17 protein-coding genes are annotated in these 20,892 nt (G+C 58.9%); 9 read left to right on the forward strand and 8 right to left on the reverse strand.

What is annotated here, in order from left to right:
* Nucleotides 1–187: 187 nt before the first annotated feature.
* Together ACA373_RS09190 and arsC are read left to right on the forward strand one after the other, a co-directional pair.
* Nucleotides 188–1,642, forward strand: a complete 1,455-nt coding sequence (locus ACA373_RS09190) for a M48 family metallopeptidase (protein ID WP_253459397.1) — start codon at nucleotides 188–190, stop codon at nucleotides 1,640–1,642.
* 7 nt (nucleotides 1,643–1,649) lie between these two features.
* Nucleotides 1,650–2,003: an arsenate reductase (glutaredoxin) gene (arsC, locus tag ACA373_RS09195; protein WP_253461249.1), complete on the forward strand. Its 354-nt coding sequence runs from the start codon at nucleotides 1,650–1,652 to the stop codon at nucleotides 2,001–2,003.
* Here the strand turns inward: arsC and hda are convergent.
* The 3 genes from hda to upp form a co-directional block, all read right to left on the reverse strand.
* A complete protein-coding gene (gene hda, locus ACA373_RS09200; RefSeq protein WP_125289556.1) occupies nucleotides 2,000–2,707 on the reverse strand; it encodes a DnaA inactivator Hda in 708 nt (235 codons plus the stop codon). The genes arsC and hda overlap by 4 nt on opposite strands.
* A gap of 85 nt (nucleotides 2,708–2,792) precedes the next feature.
* Nucleotides 2,793–4,070 carry a uracil permease gene (gene uraA / locus ACA373_RS09205; RefSeq protein WP_253459394.1) on the reverse strand — a complete coding sequence of 426 codons (1,278 nt, stop codon included), beginning with the start codon at nucleotides 4,068–4,070 and terminating at the stop codon, nucleotides 2,793–2,795.
* Between the two features lie 177 nt (nucleotides 4,071–4,247).
* Nucleotides 4,248–4,874 carry a uracil phosphoribosyltransferase gene (gene upp, locus ACA373_RS09210; RefSeq protein ID WP_125289554.1) on the reverse strand — a complete coding sequence of 209 codons (627 nt, stop codon included), beginning with the start codon at nucleotides 4,872–4,874 and terminating at the stop codon, nucleotides 4,248–4,250.
* A 241-nt stretch (nucleotides 4,875–5,115) separates the two neighbouring features.
* On the opposite strand from upp, the gene purM reads away from it, so the two are divergent.
* Both purM and purN read left to right on the forward strand, forming a co-directional pair.
* Nucleotides 5,116–6,156, forward strand: a complete 1,041-nt coding sequence (gene purM / locus ACA373_RS09215) for a phosphoribosylformylglycinamidine cyclo-ligase (protein WP_253459391.1) — start codon at nucleotides 5,116–5,118, stop codon at nucleotides 6,154–6,156.
* On the forward strand, nucleotides 6,153–6,791 hold the full coding sequence (gene purN / locus ACA373_RS09220; protein ID WP_253459388.1) for a phosphoribosylglycinamide formyltransferase: 639 nt from the start codon (nucleotides 6,153–6,155) through the stop codon (nucleotides 6,789–6,791). The genes purM and purN overlap by 4 nt, the downstream gene beginning before the upstream one ends.
* A 28-nt stretch (nucleotides 6,792–6,819) precedes the next feature.
* Here purN and pstB read toward each other — a convergent pair whose 3' ends face one another.
* The 3 genes from pstB to ACA373_RS09235 are packed head-to-tail and all read right to left on the reverse strand — an operon-like array spanning nucleotide 6,820 to nucleotide 11,359.
* Nucleotides 6,820–7,587, reverse strand: a complete 768-nt coding sequence (gene pstB, locus ACA373_RS09225) for a phosphate ABC transporter ATP-binding protein PstB (RefSeq protein WP_253459385.1) — start codon at nucleotides 7,585–7,587, stop codon at nucleotides 6,820–6,822.
* A 14-nt stretch (nucleotides 7,588–7,601) separates the two neighbouring features.
* Nucleotides 7,602–9,239, reverse strand: a complete 1,638-nt coding sequence (gene pstA, locus ACA373_RS09230) for a phosphate ABC transporter permease PstA (protein WP_370734365.1) — start codon at nucleotides 9,237–9,239, stop codon at nucleotides 7,602–7,604.
* Nucleotides 9,236–11,359: an ABC transporter permease subunit gene (locus tag ACA373_RS09235; protein ID WP_370734366.1), complete on the reverse strand. Its 2,124-nt coding sequence runs from the start codon at nucleotides 11,357–11,359 to the stop codon at nucleotides 9,236–9,238. The genes pstA and ACA373_RS09235 overlap by 4 nt, the downstream gene beginning before the upstream one ends.
* Nucleotides 11,360–11,516: 157 nt before the next feature.
* On the opposite strand from ACA373_RS09235, the gene ppk1 reads away from it, so the two are divergent.
* Genes ppk1 through tehB form a run of 3 tightly spaced genes read left to right on the forward strand, consistent with a single transcriptional unit; the run spans nucleotide 11,517 to nucleotide 15,705 of the window.
* Nucleotides 11,517–13,577 (forward strand): polyphosphate kinase 1, encoded by a 2,061-nt coding sequence (gene ppk1 / locus ACA373_RS09240; protein WP_253459378.1) that lies wholly within the window; start codon nucleotides 11,517–11,519, stop codon nucleotides 13,575–13,577.
* A 5-nt stretch (nucleotides 13,578–13,582) separates the two neighbouring features.
* Nucleotides 13,583–15,112 (forward strand): exopolyphosphatase, encoded by a 1,530-nt coding sequence (ppx, locus tag ACA373_RS09245; protein ID WP_253459376.1) that lies wholly within the window; start codon nucleotides 13,583–13,585, stop codon nucleotides 15,110–15,112.
* A complete protein-coding gene (tehB, locus tag ACA373_RS09250) occupies nucleotides 15,109–15,705 on the forward strand; it encodes a tellurite resistance methyltransferase TehB (RefSeq protein WP_253459374.1) in 597 nt (198 codons plus the stop codon). Before ppx ends, tehB begins: the two co-directional genes overlap by 4 nt.
* 3 nt (nucleotides 15,706–15,708) lie before the next feature.
* Here tehB and ACA373_RS09255 read toward each other — a convergent pair whose 3' ends face one another.
* A complete protein-coding gene (locus ACA373_RS09255) occupies nucleotides 15,709–17,955 on the reverse strand; it encodes an EAL domain-containing protein (protein ID WP_370734367.1) in 2,247 nt (748 codons plus the stop codon).
* A gap of 287 nt (nucleotides 17,956–18,242) precedes the next feature.
* Between ACA373_RS09255 and ACA373_RS09260 the strand changes: the two genes are divergently transcribed.
* Together ACA373_RS09260 and mgtE are read left to right on the forward strand one after the other, a co-directional pair.
* Nucleotides 18,243–18,419, forward strand: coding sequence for a YfgG family protein (locus ACA373_RS09260; protein WP_125289545.1), 177 nt, complete (start codon nucleotides 18,243–18,245; stop codon nucleotides 18,417–18,419).
* 101 nt (nucleotides 18,420–18,520) lie between these two features.
* Nucleotides 18,521–19,960 (forward strand): magnesium transporter, encoded by a 1,440-nt coding sequence (gene mgtE, locus ACA373_RS09265; protein WP_125289544.1) that lies wholly within the window; start codon nucleotides 18,521–18,523, stop codon nucleotides 19,958–19,960.
* A 130-nt stretch (nucleotides 19,961–20,090) separates the two neighbouring features.
* Here mgtE and ACA373_RS09270 read toward each other — a convergent pair whose 3' ends face one another.
* The gene (locus tag ACA373_RS09270) at nucleotides 20,091–20,855 is read right to left on the reverse strand and encodes an NADPH-dependent F420 reductase (protein ID WP_370734368.1); all 765 of its coding nucleotides are present in this window, start codon (nucleotides 20,853–20,855) and stop codon (nucleotides 20,091–20,093) included.
* Nucleotides 20,856–20,892 lie beyond the last annotated feature (37 nt).

The raw sequence follows: 20,892 nt of genomic DNA on the forward strand, positions 1-20,892 counted from the left end.
GCAGGGCCTACGTTCAGTTTTTTTCGCTGACTTTAAGGTATGCTCGTCCGGCCCGGTATTTATTCATGCTTAGCGGCGTTTCCTTCCTTATCACCTCTGGTTAAGATAGCCGCTGAAGAGCGCCGTCCTGCAGAACCGTTAATCCTTCTGCCGGGCAATTGAGGACGTTATCAGAATAGGATTTTGCATGATTAACCGACTGAAAAGGTGCGCGCTGGCGTCGCTGATCCTGCTGCCCACGATAGCCGCGCAGCCTGCCAGGGCCGACATCAGCGATACTTTGCCGGATATCGGCACCACCGCAGGCAATACGCTTTCCGTTAATCAGGAACTGGCGATGGGGGATTTCTATGTTCGCCAGCTGCGGGCCAGCGCGCCGCTGATCAACGATCCCCTGCTCAATGACTATATCAACCAGCTGGGCCAGCGGCTGGTGGCGCACGCCTGGTCGGTCAAGACGCCGTTCCACTTTTTCCTGGTCAGCAATGACGAGCTGAACGCCTTTGCCTTTTTCGGCGGCAACGTGGTGCTGCATTCCGCCCTGTTCCGCTATACCGAAAACGAAAGCCAGCTGGCCTCGGTGCTGGCACACGAAATTTCTCACGTTACCCAGCGTCACCTGGCGCGCGCGATGGAAGAGCAGCAGCGTAACGCGCCGCTGACCTGGGTGGGCGCGCTTGGCTCCATTCTGCTGGCGATGGCAAACCCGCAGGCCGGGATGGCGGCGTTAAGCGGCACGCTGGCGGGCGCGCAGCAGGGCGTGATCAGCTTTACCCAGCAGAACGAGCAGGAGGCTGACCGTATCGGCATTCAGGTCTTGCAGCGCGCGGGGTTCGATCCCCAGGCGATGCCCAACTTTCTGCAAAAGCTGTCCGACCAGTCCCGCTTCGCCTCTAAGCCGCCGGAAATTTTGCTGACCCATCCCCTGCCCGACAGCCGCCTGGCCGATGCCCGCAACCGCGCCAACCAGATGAAGCCCGTCGTGGTGCAGTCGTCACAGGATTTCTATATGGCGAAAGTGCGCGTGCTGGGCATGTACGCGACGGGAAAAAACCAGCTTGGTGACGATCTGCTGGAAACATTGAGTAAAGGCAACACGCGCGAGCAGACCGCCGCGCAGTACGGCAAGGCCGTTCAGTTCCTGCAGGCGAAAAGCTATGACAACGCCCGACGCATTATCGCGCCGCTGCTGGCCGCTCAGCCGAATAACGTCTGGTATCTGGATCTGATGACCGATATTGATATCGGCCTGAAGCAGCCGCAGCGCGCTATCGCCCTGCTGGAAAAAGCCAAAGCATCCAGCCCGGTGGTACAGCTCAACCTGGCTAACGCTTACGTCGAGGCGAAGCAGCCCGCCAGCGCCAGCAAAATCCTTTATCGCTATACCTGGACGCATAAAGACGATCCCAACGGCTGGGATCTGCTGGCGCAGGCGTCGTCCGCTCAGGGGCTGACGGATGAAGAAGAGGCGGCGCGGGCGGAAAGCCTGGCGCTGAACGGCCAGCTGGATCAGGCGATCCGCAGCCTGAGCGACGCCAGCGCCGCCGTGCCGCTGGGCAGCCTCAAGCAGGCCCGCTACGATGCCCGTATCGATCAGCTGCGCTATTTACAGCAGCGTTTCCGTCAGTATCAGAAAAGGTAAGCGAATGATGTCGAACGTTGAGATTTACCATAACCCACGCTGCTCCAAAAGCCGCGAAACGCTGGCGCTGTTGCAAAGTAAAGGGATTGAACCGGAAGTCGTGCTCTATCTGAAAAATCCGCCGACTGTCGCCACGCTGGAAAGACTGCTCCTTCAGGCGGGCTTCAGCTCTGCGCGCAAGCTGATGCGCAGCAAAGAGGCGCGCTATCAGGCGCTGAACCTGGACGATCCCACGCTTAGCGAAGCGGATTTGCTGGCGGCAATGGTCGCTTATCCGGAGCTGATTGAGCGCCCGATCGTGGTGGCTAACGGCAAGGCGCGGCTGGGCAGGCCGCCGGAGCAGGTGCTGGCTATCCTTTAAAGATCCAGCGCCTCTTTCACGAAGGGAATGGTCAGCTTGCGCTGGGCGCTGATCGAGGCGCGATCCAGCTTGTCCAGCGTCATAAACAGCGTGCGCATTTCCCGATCCAGCCTTTTTAGCAGAAAGCGGCCGACATCTTCTGGCAGTTCAAAACCGCGCAGCCGCGCCCGCAGCTGGAGCGCCTGAAGCTTGTCGTCATCCGACAGCGGCTGCAAACGATAGATTTGTCCCCAGTCCAGACGGGAAGCGAGATCGGGCAGCTTCAGGTTCAGCTGGCGCGGCGGGCGATCGCCGGTGATCAGCAGACGGGTGCGGCCCGTTTCCAGAATACGGTTATAGAGATCGAAAATCGCCATTTCCCAGGGTTCGTCGCCGGCGATGCACTCGATGTTGTCGATGCAGATCAGCGCCAGCTGTTCCATACCGTCCAGTACTTCAGGCACGAACCAGGTACGCTTGTCGAGCGGCACGTAGCCCACGGCTTCGCCACGCGCGGAGAGTTCCGCACAGGCCGCGTGGAGCAGATGGCTGCGCCCGCCGCCTTCACGCGACCAGAAATAGAGATAGCTGCCGTGCTCCTGCTGTAACGCCCCTTGCAGCGCGGCGATCAGCGACGGGTTATCCCCCGGCCAGAAGCTGGCGAAGGTTTCATCATCGGGCAAATAGAGCGGCAGTGAGAGCTGTGCCGGAGTGTTCAGAAGCACCTCAGTAATGGGTCGAAATCCGGCGGCAGTTTATCACAGTTCTTTAAGGATTATGAAACGGGCAGCGCCGCTGCCCGTCAGATCTTTACTCGCGATCCTGCGGATCCAGAATGACCTCTTCCGGGCGGATCAGTGTTATCAGCCGGAAGATCAGGCTCAGCCCGATGCCGACGATAGTCGCCAGCGCCATGCCTTTCAGCTCTGCCGCGCCAATATGCACCGTGGCGCCGCTGACGCCGATGATCAGGATCACCGAGGTCAGGATCAGGTTCTGCGCCTTGTTGTAATCCACTTTGGATTCAATCAGCACGCGGATACCGGAAGCGCCAATCACGCCGTACAGCAGCAGCGACACGCCGCCCATCACCGGCACCGGCACCGCCTGGATCGCGGCGGCCAGCTTGCCAACGCAGGAAAGCAGAATGGCAAGAATAGCCGCGCCGCCAATCACCCAGGTGCTGTAAACGCGGGTAATTGCCATCACGCCAATATTTTCGCCATAGGTGGTGTTAGGCGTAGAGCCGAACAGGCCGGAAAAAATCGTCGAGACGCCGTTGGCAAACATCGAGCGATGCAGGCCGGGATCTTTCAGCAGGTCTTTTTTAACGATGTTCGCCGTAACCACCAGATGCCCGACATGCTCGGCGATCACCACCAGCGCCGCAGGCAGAATGGTCAGCATTGCCGCCCACTCGAAGCGCGGCGTGTAGAAGGTCGGCAGCGCAAACCACGGTGCCGCTTCAACCGATGACCAGTTTACGATGCCCATAAACCAGGAAAGCGCATAGCCGACCAGCACGCCGATCAGGATAGGGATAATCGCCAGAAAGCCGCGGAACAGCACCGAGCCGAAAACGGTCACCGCCAGCGTCACCATGGAAATCAGAATGGTTTTGCCGTCGACCGCCGCGCCGTTAGCCGGCAGCAAACCGGCCATATTCGCCGCCACGCCGGCCAGCTCCAGCCCGATGACCGCCACGATAGCGCCCATCGCAGCCGGTGGAAACATCACGTCCAGCCAGCCCGTTCCGGCTTTTTTTACAATTAGCGCCACCAGGCAGAACAGCACGCCGCAAAGGATAAAGCCGCCCAGCGCCACCTCGTAGCCCAGCGGCAGCAGCAGCAGCACCGGCGAAATAAAGGCAAAGCTGGAGCCCAGATAGGCCGGGATTTTCCCTTTACAGATAAAAAGGTACAGCAGCGTGCCGATGCCGTTAAACAGCAGCACGGTGGCCGGATTGATATGAAACAGGATAGGCACCAGCACCGTCGCGCCAAACATGGCGAACAGATGCTGGAAGCTGAGTGGGATGGTTTGCAGCAGCGGTGGCCGCTCGCTTACGCCGATAGCGCGACGCGTCATGGTGAGTTACCCCTTATTTTTCACAATAAAAAACCGACTCTCTGGTCGGCTTGATCGCTGGCAGTCATGATAAAACGCGGGTTGCAGGCCGATGCCCGGCACGGCCGTTGGGCAACGCGCGGCGATGCCGGACGCTGTCCGACCCCGGACGGGCGGATAAAAAGGCCTGAGGCTTTATCATTTCGTACCGAAGATCTTGTCGCCCGCGTCGCCAAGGCCCGGAATGATATAGCCTTTTTCGTTCAGTCCCTGATCGACGGAGGCGGTATACAGCTCCACGTCCGGATGCGCTTTTTCCAGCGCCGCGATGCCTTCCGGCGCGGCAACCAGCACCAGCACTTTAATACTGCTGCAGCCCGCTTTCTTCAGCAGGTCGATAGTGGCGATCATCGAGCCGCCGGTCGCCAGCATAGGGTCAACCACCAGCGCCATGCGCTCTTCGATATTGGAAACCAGCTTCTGAAAATAAGGCACCGGCTCCAGCGTCTCTTCGTCGCGATACACGCCCACGACGCTGATGCGCGCGCTGGGCACGTGCTCCAGCACGCCTTCCATCATGCCCAGGCCGGCACGCAGGATAGGCACAACGGTAATTTTTTTGCCTTTGATCTGGTCGATTTCTACCGGGCCGTTCCAGCCTTCGATAGTGACCTTTTCCGTTTCTAAATCCGATGTGGCTTCATAAGTCAGCAGACTTCCCACCTCCGAGGCGAGTTCACGAAAACGTTTGGTGCTGACGTCCTGTTCACGCATCAGACCCAGTTTATGTTTGACCAGCGGGTGTTTGACTTCCACGATCTTCATTGTTTTACTCCCGGAGTGTATGGCTGCAAAAAAAAATCGCGAGATTATAGCGCCATTTAGCAGCCAGTACCTATTACTTAATCCGACTTCTGCCGGATCCCTGCCATCCCCTTAAGGATTAGCGCAAAGTGAGCGCGGCGCAATGGTGGCGAAGATGAGGCTCGCAAACGTTTGCCTGCGCTGTTAGAATTGCCGCGCTTTATTACCAACCACCAACCGCAAACCGCGTGGGGATTTCGCAGTGACCGACAAAACCTCTCTCAGCTATAAAGACGCCGGTGTAGATATCGATGCTGGCAATGCTTTAGTCGACCGTATCAAAGGCGTAGTGAAAAAGACTCGTCGCCCGGAAGTGATGGGCGGACTGGGCGGTTTCGGTGCGCTTTGTGCGCTGCCGCAAAAATACCGTGAACCGGTTCTGGTTTCCGGCACTGACGGCGTCGGCACCAAGCTGCGTCTGGCCATGGACCTGAAGCGCCACGATGCCATCGGTATCGACCTGGTTGCGATGTGCGTAAACGATTTGGTGGTTCAGGGCGCCGAGCCGCTGTTCTTCCTTGATTACTACGCCACCGGCAAGCTGGATGTGGAGACGGCCGCCAGCGTGATCACCGGTATCGCAGAAGGCTGCCTGCAGTCCGGCTGCGCGCTGGTCGGCGGCGAAACGGCTGAAATGCCCGGCATGTATCACGGCGAAGATTACGACGTGGCGGGCTTCTGCGTTGGCGTGGTGGAAAAGTCGGAAATTATCGACGGCAGCAAAGTCAAAGACGGCGACGTGCTGATTGCGCTGGGTTCAAGCGGCCCGCACTCCAACGGCTATTCGCTGGTGCGCAAAATTCTGGCGTTCAGCAATACCGACCCGGAAACCACCCTGCTTGAAGGCAAGCCGCTGGCGGATCATCTGCTGGAGCCAACCCGCATTTACGTTAAAAATATTCTCAGCCTGATTGAGCAGGTTGACGTCCACGCTATCGCCCACCTGACCGGCGGCGGCTTCTGGGAAAACATCCCGCGCGTGCTGCCGGACAACACCCAGGCGGTGCTGTCGGAGTCAAGCTGGCAGTGGCCTGCCGTGTTCGGCTGGATGCAGGAAGCGGGCAACGTCAGCCGCTTTGAAATGTATCGCACCTTTAACTGCGGCGTCGGCATGGTGATTGCGCTGGACGCCAGCGAAGCGGATAAAGCGGTAGAGCTGATGACCGCCGCCGGCGAAAAAGCCTGGAAGATTGGCGTGATTAAAGCCTCCGATGCCGAAGAGCGCGTGGTGATTAACGCATGAAGCGGCTCGTCGTGCTGGTTTCCGGCCAGGGGAGCAATCTCCAGGCCATTCTGGACGCCTGCCGGCAGGGACGGATCCACGGCAGCGTTGCTGCCGTGTTCAGCAACAAAGCCGACGCTTACGGCCTGACGCGCGCGCGCGAGGCGGGCGTGCCCGCTCATGCGCTGGCGGCCGCGCAGTTTGCCGATCGCGACGCCTTCGATCGCCAGCTGATGCTGGAAATTGACGCCTACGCGCCCGACCTGGTGATCCTGGCAGGCTATATGCGTATTCTGAGTGCGGATTTCGTGGCGCGCTACGCGGGCAGGATGCTGAATATCCACCCTTCCCTGCTGCCGAAATATCCTGGCCTGCACACGCATCGCCAGGCGATTGAAAACGGCGACGAAGAGCACGGCACCTCGGTGCATTTCGTTACCGAAGAGCTGGACGGTGGCCCGGTGATCCTTCAGGCCAAAGTACCGGTTTTTTCCGGAGATACGATCGATGAGGTCGCGGCGCGCGTGCAGCATCAGGAGCACGCTATTTATCCGCTGGTGGTCGGCTGGTTTGCGGATGGCCGCCTGAAAATGCAGGACGGCGCGGCCTGGCTGGACGGCGAGCAACTGCCGCCGGAAGGCTACGCCTGGGGCTAAAAGGGAAACCGGCGTTTCCCTTTTTTATTCAGCCATAGCGTCCCGTAATATAATCCTCTGTGCGTCGCTGGCGCGGCGCGGTAAAAATCCTGTCCGTTTCGTCAAACTCCACCACGCTGCCGTGATGCATAAACGCGGTATAGTCGGATACGCGCGCGGCCTGCTGCATATTATGCGTGACCAGCACCAGCGTGAAATGCTGTTTCAGCGTGCTCATCAGTTCTTCAATCACCAGCGTGGAGATCGGATCGAGCGCCGAGGTCGGCTCGTCCAGCAGCAAAATTTCCGGTTCGATGGCGATGGCTCTGGCGATCACCAGCCGCTGCTGCTGGCCGCTGGAGAGCGTTAAGGCGTTCTGCCAGAGGTTGTTTTTTACCTCTGACCAGAGCGCCGCCGCGCGCAGCGCGCTTTCCACCGCCTCGTCCAGCACGCGCCTGTCGCGTACGCCCTGAAGACGCAGCCCGTACACCACGTTTTCATAGATGGTTTTGGGGAACGGGTTTGGCCGCTGAAAAACCATGCCGACTCTTCTGCGCAGCGCCGCGAGATCCTCATTGCCGCCCAGAATCGACTGCTGCTGCAGGCGGATATCGCCCGTAACCCGACAGCCGTCAATCAGATCGTTCATGCGGTTAAAGCAGCGCAGCAGCGTCGATTTACCGCAGCCCGACGGGCCAATCAGCGCGGTAATGCGGTTTTTGGGCACGCGCAGATCGATTGCCTTCAGCGCCTGTTTCTCGCCATACCACAGCGAAAGGTTCTCCACCTTCAGCGCGGTGTCCTGCTCGTTTGGCATTACGCTCTTCTCCATTAATTAATCAGCGCGCGGTAGCGTTCGCGCAGCCGGTGGCGCAGCGCCATCGCCAGCAGGTTCAGCGCCAGAATAATCAGCACCAGCAGCAGCGCCGTGGCGAAAACCAGCGGCCTGTCCGCCTGCGCATGGGGATTCTGAAACGCCAGATCGTAGATTTGGAAGCCAAGATGCATAAATTTGCGGTCAAGATGCAGATAGGGGAAAACCGCATCCACCGGCAGCTCCGGCACTATTTTCACCACGCCAACCAGCATCAGCGGCGCGGTTTCGCCTGCCGCTCGCGCCACCGCCAGGATCAGCCCGGTCAGCATCGCCGGGATCGACAGCGGCAAAACCACATGCCACAGCGTTTCCGCCTGGGTTGCGCCCAGCGCCAGCGATCCCTGCCGCAGCGTCTGCGGAATGCGCGACAGCCCCTCTTCCGTGGCGACAATCACCACCGGCAGCGTCAGCAGCGCCAGCGTCAGCGACGCCCAGAGCAGGCCCGGCGTGCCGAAAGTGGGATCGGGCAACGCGTGCGCGAAGAACAGCCGATCCAGGCTGCCGCCGACCAGCCAGACAAAAAAGCCCAGCCCGAACACGCCGTAAACGATGGAGGGCACGCCAGCAAGATTGACTACCGCGATGCGCACAAGACGCGTAAGAAAACCGTTGCCGGCATACTCATGCAGCCAGATCGCCGCCACCACGCCAAGCGGCATCACCACCACGGACATCAGCAGCACCATTAAAATCGTGCCGAAAATAGCCGGAAATACGCCATCTTCGCCCAGGCTGCCGCCGGAAGCGCCGCTGACAAAATGCCACAGCTGCGAGCCAAAATGGCGCCACTTTTCACCGTAGCTCATGGCGTTGGGATACCAGGCCGCCAGGATCTGCGTCAGCGGAATAAGATGCTGCGATCCCGTGACGTCGCGCAGCACCAGCACGGTGCCTTCGTTCTCCTGGCTCAGTCCGGTCAGCGCCTGCGCCTGCTGGCGAAACTGCCGCTGAAGTTCGGCGCTGTCCGCCTGCCAGATGCTCTGCGCCTGCGGCGTATAGCGCTGCTCCTGCTCCAGGCGCTGCCGTTTACGATCCAGCTGCTCCATTTCGCTGTTCAGCCGCGCCAGCGCCACATGGCGAATTTTTTCTGCCTGCCGCTGGCGCTGCCGCGTCTCTTTAATCCGCTGCTGTAGCACGCGCATCATATCGGCAGCCACCAGCGGCCTTCCGTTTTCGCGCAGGCCGTCAAACCAGCCGTAGGCCATACCGCCGACGCGACGTTGCAGGGCGATAACGTTGCCTGGCCGCTCCGTCGCGATAATATCGCTGCTGAGCAGGCTGTGAAAATCACTGTCGCTGAAGTCGCGGTTGCCGGTTTTAATCAGGTAACGCGTCACGTGTTCCGGCAGATTATCCGGCAGCGGCGCGCCGCTGGCCTCGAGACGCTCGCGCGGGACGCCCTGAGAGCTGGCGATTTCACCCAGCGTCTGCGGCGCATGATCCACCGTAAACAGCGTCACCGGCTGCGGCCAGAAGTAGCGCATGGCCGACCAGCCGAGCAGCGCGATCAGCAACAGAAACGCCAACAGGCTCAGCGCCACCGCGCCGCCGGTCAGCCATCGCCAGCGATGATTGCGGCTAACGGCGCTCATCCCTGCATTTCCTGCTGGCTGAAGCGCTGACGCAACCGCTGACGCACCAGCTCCGCCAGGGTGTTGACCACCAGCGTAAAGACCAGCAGCACCAGCGCACTCAGAAACAGCACCCGATAATGGCCGCTGCCTGCAGCGGCTTCCGGCATTTCTATCGCCACGTTAGCGGAGAGCGTGCGTACGCCCTGTAACAATCCGCCTTCCGTCACCGGCGTGTTGCCCGTTGCCATCAGCACGATCATGGTTTCTCCTATCGCCCGGCCAAAGCCGATCATCAGCGCCGCAAAAATACCGGCGGACGCGCCCGGCAGCACGACGCGCGTTAAGGTTTGCCACTGCGTCGCGCCCAGCGCCAGCGATCCCTGCCCCAGCGACGGCGGCACGCTGAAAATGGCGTCCTCGGCCAGGGTGAAGATCAGCGGCACCAGCGCAAAGCCCATCGCCACGCTGGCGATCAGCAGGTTACGCTGCTGATAGCCGCCGCACAGGCTGTCGGCCAGGCTGACGCCCAGCACGCGATGTTCCAGCATCGGCAGCAGCCAGAGGCAGCCCAGCGTCACCAGCAGCAGCACCGGCAGTAAAATCCAGATTTCACGCCCTTCGTCGCACAGCCGCCTGCGCCATTTTTCCGGCAGCCGTTGTGAAACGTGGCTGCACAGCAGCAGCGCGGCGGCCAGCGCCAGCGGCCACAGCAGCACGCCCGCCAGGCGATCCGCCAGCTGCGGCGCCAGCCACAGCCCGGCAATCAGCCCGATCACCACGCTGGGCAGCGCGCCCATCATCTCTATCGCCGGTTTTACCCAGCGACGCAGCGCGGGCGCCATAAACCAGGCCGTATACATAGCGGCGGCCAGCGCCAGCGGCGTGGCGAACAGCATCGCCAGTCCCGCCGCCTTCAGCGTGCCGACCACCATTGGCACCAGGCTGAACTTGCCCTGGTAATCGTCGTTGGCCGACGTGGACTGCCAGACGTAGTCCGCCTGCGGATAGTGCTCATACCAGACTTTTTGCCACAGGTTGCGCCAGCTGATATCCGGCCAGGGGTTGCTGAGGTGATAATGCTGCCAGCTGCCCTGTCGCTCCACCAGCAGCCCGTCGCCGCGCGGCGCAAAGGCCGCGTTCAGCACGCCGGGATCGAGCTGGCTGCGCAGCACCACGCCTTCCTGCTTGCTGGCGAACAGCTTAAATTCGCCCGCCGGGTTTAAGGTAGCGAACACGCGGCGATGCGCCTCGCTTAACAGCAGAGGCTGGTTGCTGGCGTGATGGAAAGCACGGATAGCGTTCAGATGCGGGCCGGTCGCGCTGGCGATATCAAACCACTGTGTGATGCTGTCGTGGTCAGCCATCAGCAGCGTGCTGCCCCCGCTGAGCTGGGCCAGCCGTTCCGGCTGTTGCAGTAAGGTGTGGGATTCGCGCAGCGTCAGACCGCCGTCGGTGATGCGCCAGACGCGCAGGCTGTTTTTGGCAAGGCCGTACAGCAGCCGTCCATCGGGCGAAATCATCAGCTGGCTGACGTCCGGCACGCTGACGCTGAAGCTTGCCGTCGCCTGTAGCGGCTGAAAGCGGTAAAGCGTGATCTGCGTGGCGCTGGCCTCGGCCACCAGCCAGCGGTTTTCCGCCGTCTGCGCCAGCGCAATAACCTTCGCGTCGGGATTGCCGCCCAGCGGCTGGTCGCCCAGCGGAAACTTCCAGCGCGGCTCCGCTTCGCTGAAGTCGGGCTGCACCAGCGTCAGGCCGGCGGCGCTTTTCAGCAGGACGCTGTCGTTATCCGTCGCAACGGCGACGCGGCCCTGCGCCAGCCGTAGCGCAGGCACTTTCGATTGATTCATCAGCGAAAGGAATTCCGCCCTGCCCTGCGCGTCAATACGCCATCCCCACTGCTGCTGCGCGTCCATGCCCATCGCTACGGCCGGCTGGTCCTGATCCAGCGCAATGCGGCTAACGCTGCTGAGCGTCGGCGACGAAAAAAGCGGCACCACCACCCAGATCAGCCAGACGAACAGCAGCAGCATCACCAGCAAAATCGCCAGTCCGCAGGCCATCACCACGCGTCGGGTCAGCCGATCGATAAACTGCCGCCGCCGATCGTTATAATGTGCAGGAATGGGAATTGGGTTCATGCCAGTCTTCGCTATAAAATGCGCTTAAGCGCCTTATGTTGCCCGTATGTGGCTAATAAGACAATCGGGATTCGCCATAGACAGGGCTGTCATACTCTCGTCATAATGCCCCGAGACAATGCCTGGTTTTTTACAGGATCTGTGGAACGGAGTAAAAATGGGTCAGGAAAAGCTTTATATAGAGAAAGAACTAAGCTGGTTATCCTTTAATGAGCGCGTTTTACAGGAAGCGGCGGACAAATCCAATCCCCTGATTGAACGGATGCGGTTTTTGGGCATCTACTCCAATAATCTGGAAGAGTTTTATAAAGTCCGCTTCGCCGATCTGAAACGCCGCATTTTGATTGGGGAAGAACAGGGTTCGCCCGACACGCCGCGCCATCTGCTGAAAAAAATCCAGGCGCGCGTGCTGAAAGCCGATCAGGAATTTGACGGGTTGTATAACGATCTGCTGCTGGAAATGGCGCGCAACCAAATTTTTCTGATCAACGAACGTCAGCTCTCTCCCAATCAGCAAAGCTGGCTGCGGCACTATTTTAAACACGAGCTGCGGCAGCACATTACGCCGATCCTGGTTTATCCCGACACCGATCTGATTGAGTTTCTGAAAGACGATTACACCTATCTGGCGGTAGAGATTATTCGCGGCGAAAAGATTGACTATGCGCTGCTGGAGATCCCGTCTGATAAGGTGCCGCGCTTTGTCAACCTGCCGCCGGAAACACCGCGCCGCCGCAAACCGATGATCCTGCTGGATAACATTCTGCGCTACTGTCTGGGCGATATCTTCCGCGGCTTTTTTGATTACGATGCGCTGAACGCCTATTCGATGAAGATGACCCGCGATGCGGAATATGACCTGGTCACCGAAATGGAGTCCAGCCTGCTGGAGCTGATGTCTTCCAGCCTGAAGCAGCGCCTGACCGCCGAGCCGGTGCGCTTTGTCTATCAGCGCGATATGCCCGACGCGATGGTGGAGATGCTCAGCAAGAAGCTGAACATCAGCAACTATGACTCCATAGTGCCCGGCGGCCGCTACCATAACTTTAAAGACTTTATCGGCTTCCCGAACGTCGGCAAGGCCAATCTGGTCAACAAACCGCTGCCGCAGCTGCGCCACATCTGGTTTGACCGCTTCCGCAACGGCTTTGACGCCATCCGCAATCGCGACGTGCTGCTTTACTATCCTTATCACACCTTTGAGCACGTGCTGGAGCTGCTGCGCCAGGCTTCTTTCGACCCTGCCGTGCTGGCGATAAAGATCAACATTTACCGCGTGGCGAAGAATTCACGCATTATCGATGCGATGATCCACGCGGCCTATAACGGTAAAAAAGTCACCGTGGTGGTGGAGCTACAGGCGCGTTTCGACGAAGAGGCGAATATTCACTGGGCGAAACGCCTGACGGAAGCGGGCGTGCACGTGATTTTCTCCGCGCCGGGCCTGAAAATTCACGCCAAGCTGTTTTTAATTTCCCGTCGTGAAAACGGCGAGATCGTCCGCTACGCCCATATCGGCACCGGCAATTTCAACGAAAAAACGGCGCGGATTTACACCGACTACTCCTTACTGACCGCAGATGCCCGCATCACCAACGAGGTCAGACGCGTCTTTAACTTTATCGAAAACCCCTATCGTCCGGTGAGTTTCGAGCACCTGATGGTGTCGCCACAGAACTCGCGTCAGATGCTCTATCAGCTGATTGATAACGAAATAGCCAACGCGCAGAAAGGCATTCAGGCCGGCATCACGCTGAAGATCAACAATCTGGTCGATAAAGGCCTGGTGGATCGGCTTTACACCGCCTCCAGCGTCGGCGTGAAGGTTAACCTGCTGGTGCGCGGCATGTGCTCGCTGATCCCCAATCTGGAAGGCATCAGCGATAATATCCGCGTGATCAGCATTGTCGATCGCTATCTGGAGCACGATCGCGTCTATATTTTCGATAACGGCGGCGACAAAAAAGTGTTCCTCTCCTCCGCCGACTGGATGACACGCAATATCGATTACCGTATTGAAGTGGCCTGCTGCATCCTTGACCCTATTCTGAAACAGCGGGTGCTGGATATTATTGGCATCCTCTTCAGTGATACGCTTAAGGCGCGCTTCGTAGACAAAGAGCTTAGCAACCGTTACGTTCCGCGCGGCAACCGCCGTAAGGTGCGCGCGCAGCTGGCTATTTACGATTACATTAAATCTCTGGAACAACCTGACTAACCACTATGCCAATATCCCAGAAAAGTACGCCCAAACCCCAGGAATTCGCCGCCATCGACTTGGGCTCAAACAGTTTTCATATGGTGATTGCCCGCGTGGTGGACGGCGCCATGCAGGTGCTCGGCAGGTTGAAACAGCGGGTGCATCTGGCCGACGGCCTGGATCACAACAACGTGCTGGCCGAAGAGGCGATTGAACGCGGCCTGAGCTGTCTGGCGCTGTTCGCCGAACGTTTGCAGGGCTTCAGCGCGGCCAACGTTACCATCGTCGGCACCCACACGCTGCGCCAGGCGGTGAATGCGGAAGACTTTTTACGGCGCGCGGCGGACGTCATCCCCTACCCGATTGAAGTTATTTCCGGGCAGGAAGAGGCGCGCCTGATTTTTATGGGCGTGGAGCACACCCAGCCTGAAAAAGGCCGCAAGCTGGTGATCGATATCGGCGGCGGCTCGACCGAACTGGTGATCGGTGAAGATTTCGAACCTAAACTGGTGGAAAGCCGCCGCATGGGCTGCGTCAGCTTCGCCAATCTCTATTTCCCCGGCGGCGCCATCAGCAAAGAGAATTTCCGCCGCGCGCGGCTGGCCGCCACGCAAAAGCTGGAAACGCTCTCCTGGCAGTATCGCCTGCACGGCTGGCAGTACGCGCTGGGCGCGTCCGGCACCATCAAAGCCACGGTGGAAGTGCTCCAGGCGATGGGCGAGAAAGACAAGCTGATTACGCCAGAGCGGCTGGAGAGTCTTTATGACGAGGTGATTAAGCATAAGTCTTTCGACAGCCTGAGCCTGCCGGGCCTTTCCGACGAGCGTAAGGTGGTGTTTGTGCCGGGCCTGGCGATTCTCTGCGGCGTTTTTGACGCGCTGGCTATCCGCGAGCTTCGGCTTTCCGACGGCGCGCTGCGCGAAGGCGTGCTTTATGAGATGGAGGGCCGCTTCCGCCATCAGGATATTCGCAGCCGTACCGCGCAGAGCATGGCGAACCATTACGCTATCGACAGCGACCAGGCGCGGCGCGTGCTGGACACCACCGAACAGCTCTACGTCCAGTGGCGGGATCAAAATCCTAAGCAGGCGAATCCGCAGCTGGCCGCGCTGCTGAAATGGGCGGCGATGCTGCATGAGGTGGGGCTGACCATCAACCATAGCGGCCTGCATCGCCATTCGTCCTATATCCTGCAAAACACCAATATGCCGGGCTTTAATCAGGATCAGCAAACGCTGCTGGCGACGCTGGTACGCTGGCATCGCAAAGCGGTGAAGGTGGACGAGCTGCCGCGCCTGACGCTGTACAAGAAAAAGCAGTTTCTGCCGCTGGTGTTTCTGCTGCGGCTGGGCACGCTGCTGAACAATCAGCGCCAGGCGACTTCGACGCCCGATTCGCTGCTGCTGGAGACGGACGACGGCCACTGGACGCTGACCTTCCCCCGCGATTACTTTAGCCAGAACAATCTGGTTCAGCTCGATCTGGAACGCGAACAGAGCTACTGGAAAGAGGTGACCGGCTGGCAGCTGACGATCAAAGAGTCCGATGAATGAACCAGAAGCCCGACCATTACTACACCGAAAAGTATCAGCTTACCGCCCCGCACTCTGAAGTGGTGGCGGCCGTTAGTCAGATAGCGCCCGGCGGTCGGGCGCTCGATCTGGGCTGCGGCAGCGGGCGGAATTCGCTTTATCTCCATCTGAAGGGATTTGAGGTAACCGCCTGGGATCGCAATCCGGCGCGTCTTGAGCAAATTATTGCGGAAGAGCAGCTGAGCGGCATTCACACGGCGGTTAAAGATCTTAATGATGTGAGGTTTAACGGCGCTTACGAGCTGGTGCTCTCTACCGTGGTGATGATGTTTTTACAGCCGGAAGCCATTCCGCAGCTGATTGCCGATATGCAGGCCAGCACGGTACGGGGCGGCTATAACCTGATTGTCTCGGCGATGGACACGGAGGACTATCCGTGTTCGCTGTTCCCCTTCACGTTTAAATCCGGCGAGCTGAGCGAGTACTATCGCAAATGGCGGATCGTGAAATATAACGAGCATGTCGGCCAGCTGCACCGCACGGACGAGCACGGCAACCGCATTTCGCTGCGTTTCGCCACGCTGCTGGCGCAAAAAGAACGGGTGAAAGAGTAGCGGCTAGTCGGGCAGCCTCTGCGGAGGCGCCTCGTCCTTCTCCACCAGCGAATACAGCGGCTTTGCTTCGCCGTACAGCGCGCCCTGAAGGTAATCCACGCCCAGCTTGCGCAGCAGAGTGTCTGCCTCCTGCGTTTCCACATCCGCCGCCACAATCTGCATCTTTTTCAGCCGGGCCATAATGCAGGTTGATTCAATGATTTGATAATCCAGGCTGTTATTAAACATATTGCGGACAAACTCGCCGTTAAGCCGCAGCATATCCGCTTCGATCTGCTTTAACAGCGCGTAGCTGCCGTAGCCGTGGCCAAAGTTGCTGATAGCGACGCGGCAACCCAGATAGCGCAGCTGGTCGATGGCCCGATAGCCACCGCCGTGCGGCGTCAGCATCGGCGACTCTTCCACGTAAAAGATCAGCTGCCACGGCTCAACGCAGTAATCCTGTAACATCGCCTGTATCTCTTTCGCCAGCCCCGGCCTGCACAGGCTAAGGGTGAAAAGCTCCGTCGCAATGCGGATCCCGGGCAGCCTTGTCCGATGCTGGTTGATAAAACAGAGGATCTGGCGCAACCGCCAGCAGTCCAGCTCCCAGGTTAAGCCGAACTCGTTGATGACCGCATAAAACTCTGTTGCCGGTACCGGTTCGCGATGGTCGTTTTCCAAAGCAAGCCAGACCGCGTGATAGTCGTCGCCGCGCACGCCGCAAATTCTCTGCGCAATCAGCTGGAAACCGTTGGATTTTAGCGCCTGCTGGATGGTATTCAGCAGCGCGATTTTTTTGCTGATGCGGTACTGCACCGGCTGCGTCATTTTCTGCTGCAGGTTCTCCGTTATGCCGCTGGTCAGCGAGAGCTCCGCCATGCCGCTCAGCTCGCCGAGCAGCTCATAAAGATGATTGACCGGCGGCAGGACGCTGCAATAGCTGACGCCGATACCGGGATGCACCGGCAGGCCGTCCCAGCTCAGGCAGTAATCTTTCAGCCGGGCCGTGATCTTTTCAATCCGCGCCAGCTGCCCGCTCCCTTCCAGCCGCATCACTAAATCGAAGCCGGGGAGCTGATAAACGTCTTCCTCCGGCTGAAGTTCAGGCTTCAAATGGGCGGCCAGGCTGCTTTTATAATGAATACGCAGGCGCAGTCCATAGATGCGGCTCAGGCGATCCAGATCGGGGATAGTCAGAAAGCAGAGCGTGGAGCCGGGGCTGTTTGCCAGCGCCAGGCTTAGCGCGCGCAGATTAGGCAGATTCATGACGGGATCGTTTAACGCCGCCGCTTTGGTTCTGGCCAGCGTGCGGCGCTGGCGCGTGGTGATAGCCGCCATCAGCAGCAGGCTAAGGCTGAACACCAGCAGGTTGGCTGAAATAACCGCCAGCTGATAAGGCCCGGTATCCGGATGAAGAAAACGATCGCGCAGCTGATAAAGCACCATCAGCAGCAGCGCCCAGAGCAGGCCGGTAAAAAGATAGCCGAAACGCATCGCTGCCCAGAGCATTAAAGGCAGCATCAGGGGCAAACCGTATTCGGTGGCCAACAGATTCTGCCGGCCAGGCGCGACCTGTAGCAGCATGGTCAACAGAAACGCCAACAGCAGCGTCCATACCACGCCTTCCGTTTTGCTGACCTCGGGTGAAAACTGCTGGCGAAGGCGAAAGATGGTCAGCCGCAGATAGCCCGGACTGCGCAGGCTGCGGACAACCAGATAGCAGACCGGCACCATAGTGACGCAAGCCAGCAGCACGGACTGAAAATTCAGCAACGTATGCAGCGAAAACGGTTCCCAGGGGAAAATCGAGCCTTTTAGCGGCACAAGGCCTGCCGTCGCCAGCCCCTGCATCATAAAAACAAACAGCGAGGGGATAAAAAAAGCCAGCCAGAACAGCCTGTTGGGCATCAGGCGCAGCTCGCCATAGCTGACGCCCCAGCGCCGTTTCACCTGAAGCCGGTAGCCGCTCCAGCCGCTTAACAGCACCAACAGCCAGGTGGCGGCGATCGCCGCCGCAGGCCCGGGCGCGTAGCGGTTAAAATAGTAGAGGCTCAGCCCTGTTGCTATCCCCGGAAAAGCCTTCCAGTCATACACCAGCAGCATCGCTATGATCATAGCCAGCGGCAGATAGATCAGATAAACGTAGCCATCCAGCATCCAAAGGCGCACCGAAAGCTGCGTGGTGAGCGGCATCAGAATAGCCGGCAGAATAAGGGCAAGCCCCCAGGGGCTTTGACGGAAGCGGTTAAGGCGGGCCGTGATGATCATGATACTCGCTGGATAACAGGGCGATCACGCCCGAACAGGATAGGCCGGAGCAGACCGGCGCTGGCGTATCCGCAATACTATGCATATTCCTCCGGCTAAAATTGATCTTCATCATTTTCAATGCTTTTCTCTGCCAGAATCTCGCTGCCGTCAGGGAAGCTGAGAGGTAAACCCGCCGCGCCGCGCGTCTGAACAAAGCCCTCTCCTTCGGGCGATCGGCATTGACCTGGCGGCCGCGCTGTGTCTAAATTGTGCAATTGCCTACGGGCTAACTTCAGGAAACTTGCGTGAACCGCGCCATGCCATTCAGAAAACAGCGTAAAACAAGCCGTATGACCCGGATCGTTTTGCTGGTCAGCTTTATTATCCTGGCAGCACGCCTGCTTTATGTGCTGCCCGGGGCTATCGAACACCACAAACAAAAACAGCAGGAAACGACGGTCTCTGCCCCCGGCGCTAAATAGCGGCCTGGCCGCCTGAAAAAGTGCAACTTATTCCGTTCATCCGCCCAAATTAAGCAATACTTACTTCTTTGTCCGCTTTTGCCAGACACAAGGGAATTTTTATGTCTGTAGCTCAGTCACATGCTCAGCAGCTTGCTGAAATCCGTAACCGTATACTTAATCTTCTGCTCAACGACAACGACCTCGTGGATACGCTGCTCCGCAAACCGCTGAAACAAAGCGAAGCGGAAGCTGCAGCGCATCAGGAGCAGGTGCAGGAGCTGAGAGACTACCTGCCGCTGCTGCACGCGGCGGATATCGCCGACCTGCTGGAAGCGCTGCCGGAAGAGGAACGCCAGGCGCTCTGGCAGCTGGTCGGTACCAACCGACGCGGCGAAGTGCTGGTCGAAGCGTCTGAAAACGTCTGGGAAAGCCTGATCGAGGAGATGAGCGATCGCGATCTGCTCCAGGCGATCGAACCGCTGGATATTGATGAACAGGTTTATCTCGCCAAGTATTTATCGCGTGATTTAACGGGCCGGCTGCTGACCTCGCTCGATCCGGCGCAGCGTTCACGCGTGCTGGAAGTGATGGATTTCGACCGCGACCGCGTCGGGCGCATCATGGATTTTAAGCTGGTTACCGTACCGGCCGACATCAAACTTGCAACCGTACAGCGCTATCTGCGACGGAAGAAAGTGATGCCGGAAGGCACCGATAAGCTTTTTATTACCGACGAAAACAATATGCTGCTGGGCGAGCTGACGCTGATGGATATTCTGCTGAACAAGCCCGGCAAGCGGGTTTTCGAGGTGATGAACGACAGGCCGGTGACCTTTCGGCTGGATGACAAGGCTGAAGACGCGGCGGGCGCGTTTGAGCGTTACGATCTGATCTCTGCCGCCGTTATCGATGCCAAAGGCAAGCTGATGGGGCGCGTCACCATCGAAGACGTTATCGACCTGGTTAACGAGGCGAACGACAGCAATATTCGTAAGATGGGCGGCGTAAACCCTGACGAGGACGTTTTTGCCCCGGTCAGGAAAGCGGTACGCACTCGCTGGACATGGCTGGCGGTTAACCTCTGTACAGCCTTTGTCGCCTCACGCGTGATCGGCCTGTTTGAGGATACGATTTCCCAGCTGGTGGCGCTGGCGACGCTGATGCCGATTGTAGCCGGGATCGGCGGCAATACCGGCAATCAGACCATTACCATGATCGTGCGCGCGCTGGCGCTACATCAGGTCGAACCGGGTAACTTTTCGTTTTTGATCGCGCGCGAACTGGGCGTGGCATTGATTAACGGTCTTTGCTGGGGCGGTATTATGGGCGGCGTCACCTGGGCGATGTACGGCAATCCGGCGCTGGGCGGCGTCATGATGCTGGCGATGGTGCTGAATCTGCTGCTAGCGGCGCTGATGGGCGTCCTTATTCCGCTGATTATGACCAAACTAAAACGCGATCCGGCAGTCGGCTCCAGCGTTCTGATCACTGCGCTGACCGATACCGGCGGCTTTTTCATTTTCTTAGGGCTGGCGACGATTTTTTTACTGCATAAGTAACGGTATCGTCCGGGGCGCGCGCACAAAGCCTGTTCACTTTGTACCCGCGCCCCACGGCCACTCTTTTATCCTCACCCGACATCCTCTGAAAAGACGCCACGCTGCCAGGACTTTAAGATTTGTGGTTCGCTTACCTGAAGATTATCCGCGATACCTGGACGCCAAAGTCCGCGTTCGGATTGGTAACCGAGTCGCCAGCCCGCTCCTGGAAAACAGCAACGGCAAGATCTCTTCTTTTCGGCAGACGAGAGATATCGGCCTCGGCCAACGCCGCCGGGATCTCATCATAGTGCAAATCCGTGCAGTAAACCGGCGAGCCAGGCTGCTGACGCCAGGAATCCGCCAGGCTGCCGGCGTCAAAAGCATCGAAGCCGGTATCATTCACCAGACGCATAATCAGCTGCCGACTCGCCTCATCATCGCCGGCAACCGGTATCGCAATGCGATCCGCCGCGCCTTGCGGCATGCCCTTTTCGGCAAAAGATCCCGAGCCGATGGCGTTCCAGGCTTTGATCACGGGTCGACCGATCTGCTCTGACACCCACAGGCTTTCTGGCTGGCCATTTTCGATAGCGTCGATTTTCAGATCCCGGTGCGGATAATAATTGGAGGTATCCGCCACCACAACGCCGGAAGGCAGCGCGCGAATAAGCGGCGCCACGTCCGGAATGCGGACGAGCGGAATAGAAAGGATCAGGACGTCAATATCGTTAACGGCCTCTTCTGTTCTTACCGCCTGGGCGCCCGTGGCAAGCGTTTCTGCCTCGATGGTTTCCGGCCCGCGCGAGTTGGCGACCTTCACCTGGTGCGCGGCGGCGGCCAGCTTACGGACCAGGGTTTTGCCTATATGACCTGTACCGAGAATACCGATTTTCAAAGGGGATGAAGGGTTCATGGTTCTCTCCTGTCTTATTGGCTGCCGCTCGGGGCAG

Origin of the sequence: Erwinia sp. STN24 (assembly GCF_041320675.1) — a bacterium.
Taxonomy (GTDB): Bacteria; Pseudomonadota; Gammaproteobacteria; order Enterobacterales; family Enterobacteriaceae; genus Erwinia; species Erwinia aeris.

Bases quoted from the DNA above. Each gene is read 5' to 3' on its own strand.
- mgtE (WP_125289544.1), top strand. From the start codon at position 18,521: ATGTCTGTAGCTCAGTCACATGCTCAGCAGCTTGCTGAAATCCGTAAC.
- purN (WP_253459388.1), top strand. From the start codon at position 6,153: ATGAAGCGGCTCGTCGTGCTGGTTTCCGGCCAGGGGAGCAATCTCCAG.
- ACA373_RS09235 (WP_370734366.1), bottom strand. From the start codon at position 11,359: ATGAACCCAATTCCCATTCCTGCACATTATAACGATCGGCGGCGGCAG.
- ACA373_RS09255 (WP_370734367.1), bottom strand. From the start codon at position 17,955: ATGATCATCACGGCCCGCCTTAACCGCTTCCGTCAAAGCCCCTGGGGG.
- ACA373_RS09190 (WP_253459397.1), top strand. From the start codon at position 188: ATGATTAACCGACTGAAAAGGTGCGCGCTGGCGTCGCTGATCCTGCTG.
- pstB (WP_253459385.1), bottom strand. From the start codon at position 7,587: ATGCCAAACGAGCAGGACACCGCGCTGAAGGTGGAGAACCTTTCGCTG.
- ACA373_RS09270 (WP_370734368.1), bottom strand. From the start codon at position 20,855: ATGAACCCTTCATCCCCTTTGAAAATCGGTATTCTCGGTACAGGTCAT.
- uraA (WP_253459394.1), bottom strand. From the start codon at position 4,070: ATGACGCGTCGCGCTATCGGCGTAAGCGAGCGGCCACCGCTGCTGCAA.
- tehB (WP_253459374.1), top strand. From the start codon at position 15,109: ATGAACCAGAAGCCCGACCATTACTACACCGAAAAGTATCAGCTTACC.
- upp (WP_125289554.1), bottom strand. From the start codon at position 4,874: ATGAAGATCGTGGAAGTCAAACACCCGCTGGTCAAACATAAACTGGGT.
- arsC (WP_253461249.1), top strand. From the start codon at position 1,650: ATGTCGAACGTTGAGATTTACCATAACCCACGCTGCTCCAAAAGCCGC.
- pstA (WP_370734365.1), bottom strand. From the start codon at position 9,239: ATGAGCGCCGTTAGCCGCAATCATCGCTGGCGATGGCTGACCGGCGGC.
- ppk1 (WP_253459378.1), top strand. From the start codon at position 11,517: ATGGGTCAGGAAAAGCTTTATATAGAGAAAGAACTAAGCTGGTTATCC.
- ppx (WP_253459376.1), top strand. From the start codon at position 13,583: ATGCCAATATCCCAGAAAAGTACGCCCAAACCCCAGGAATTCGCCGCC.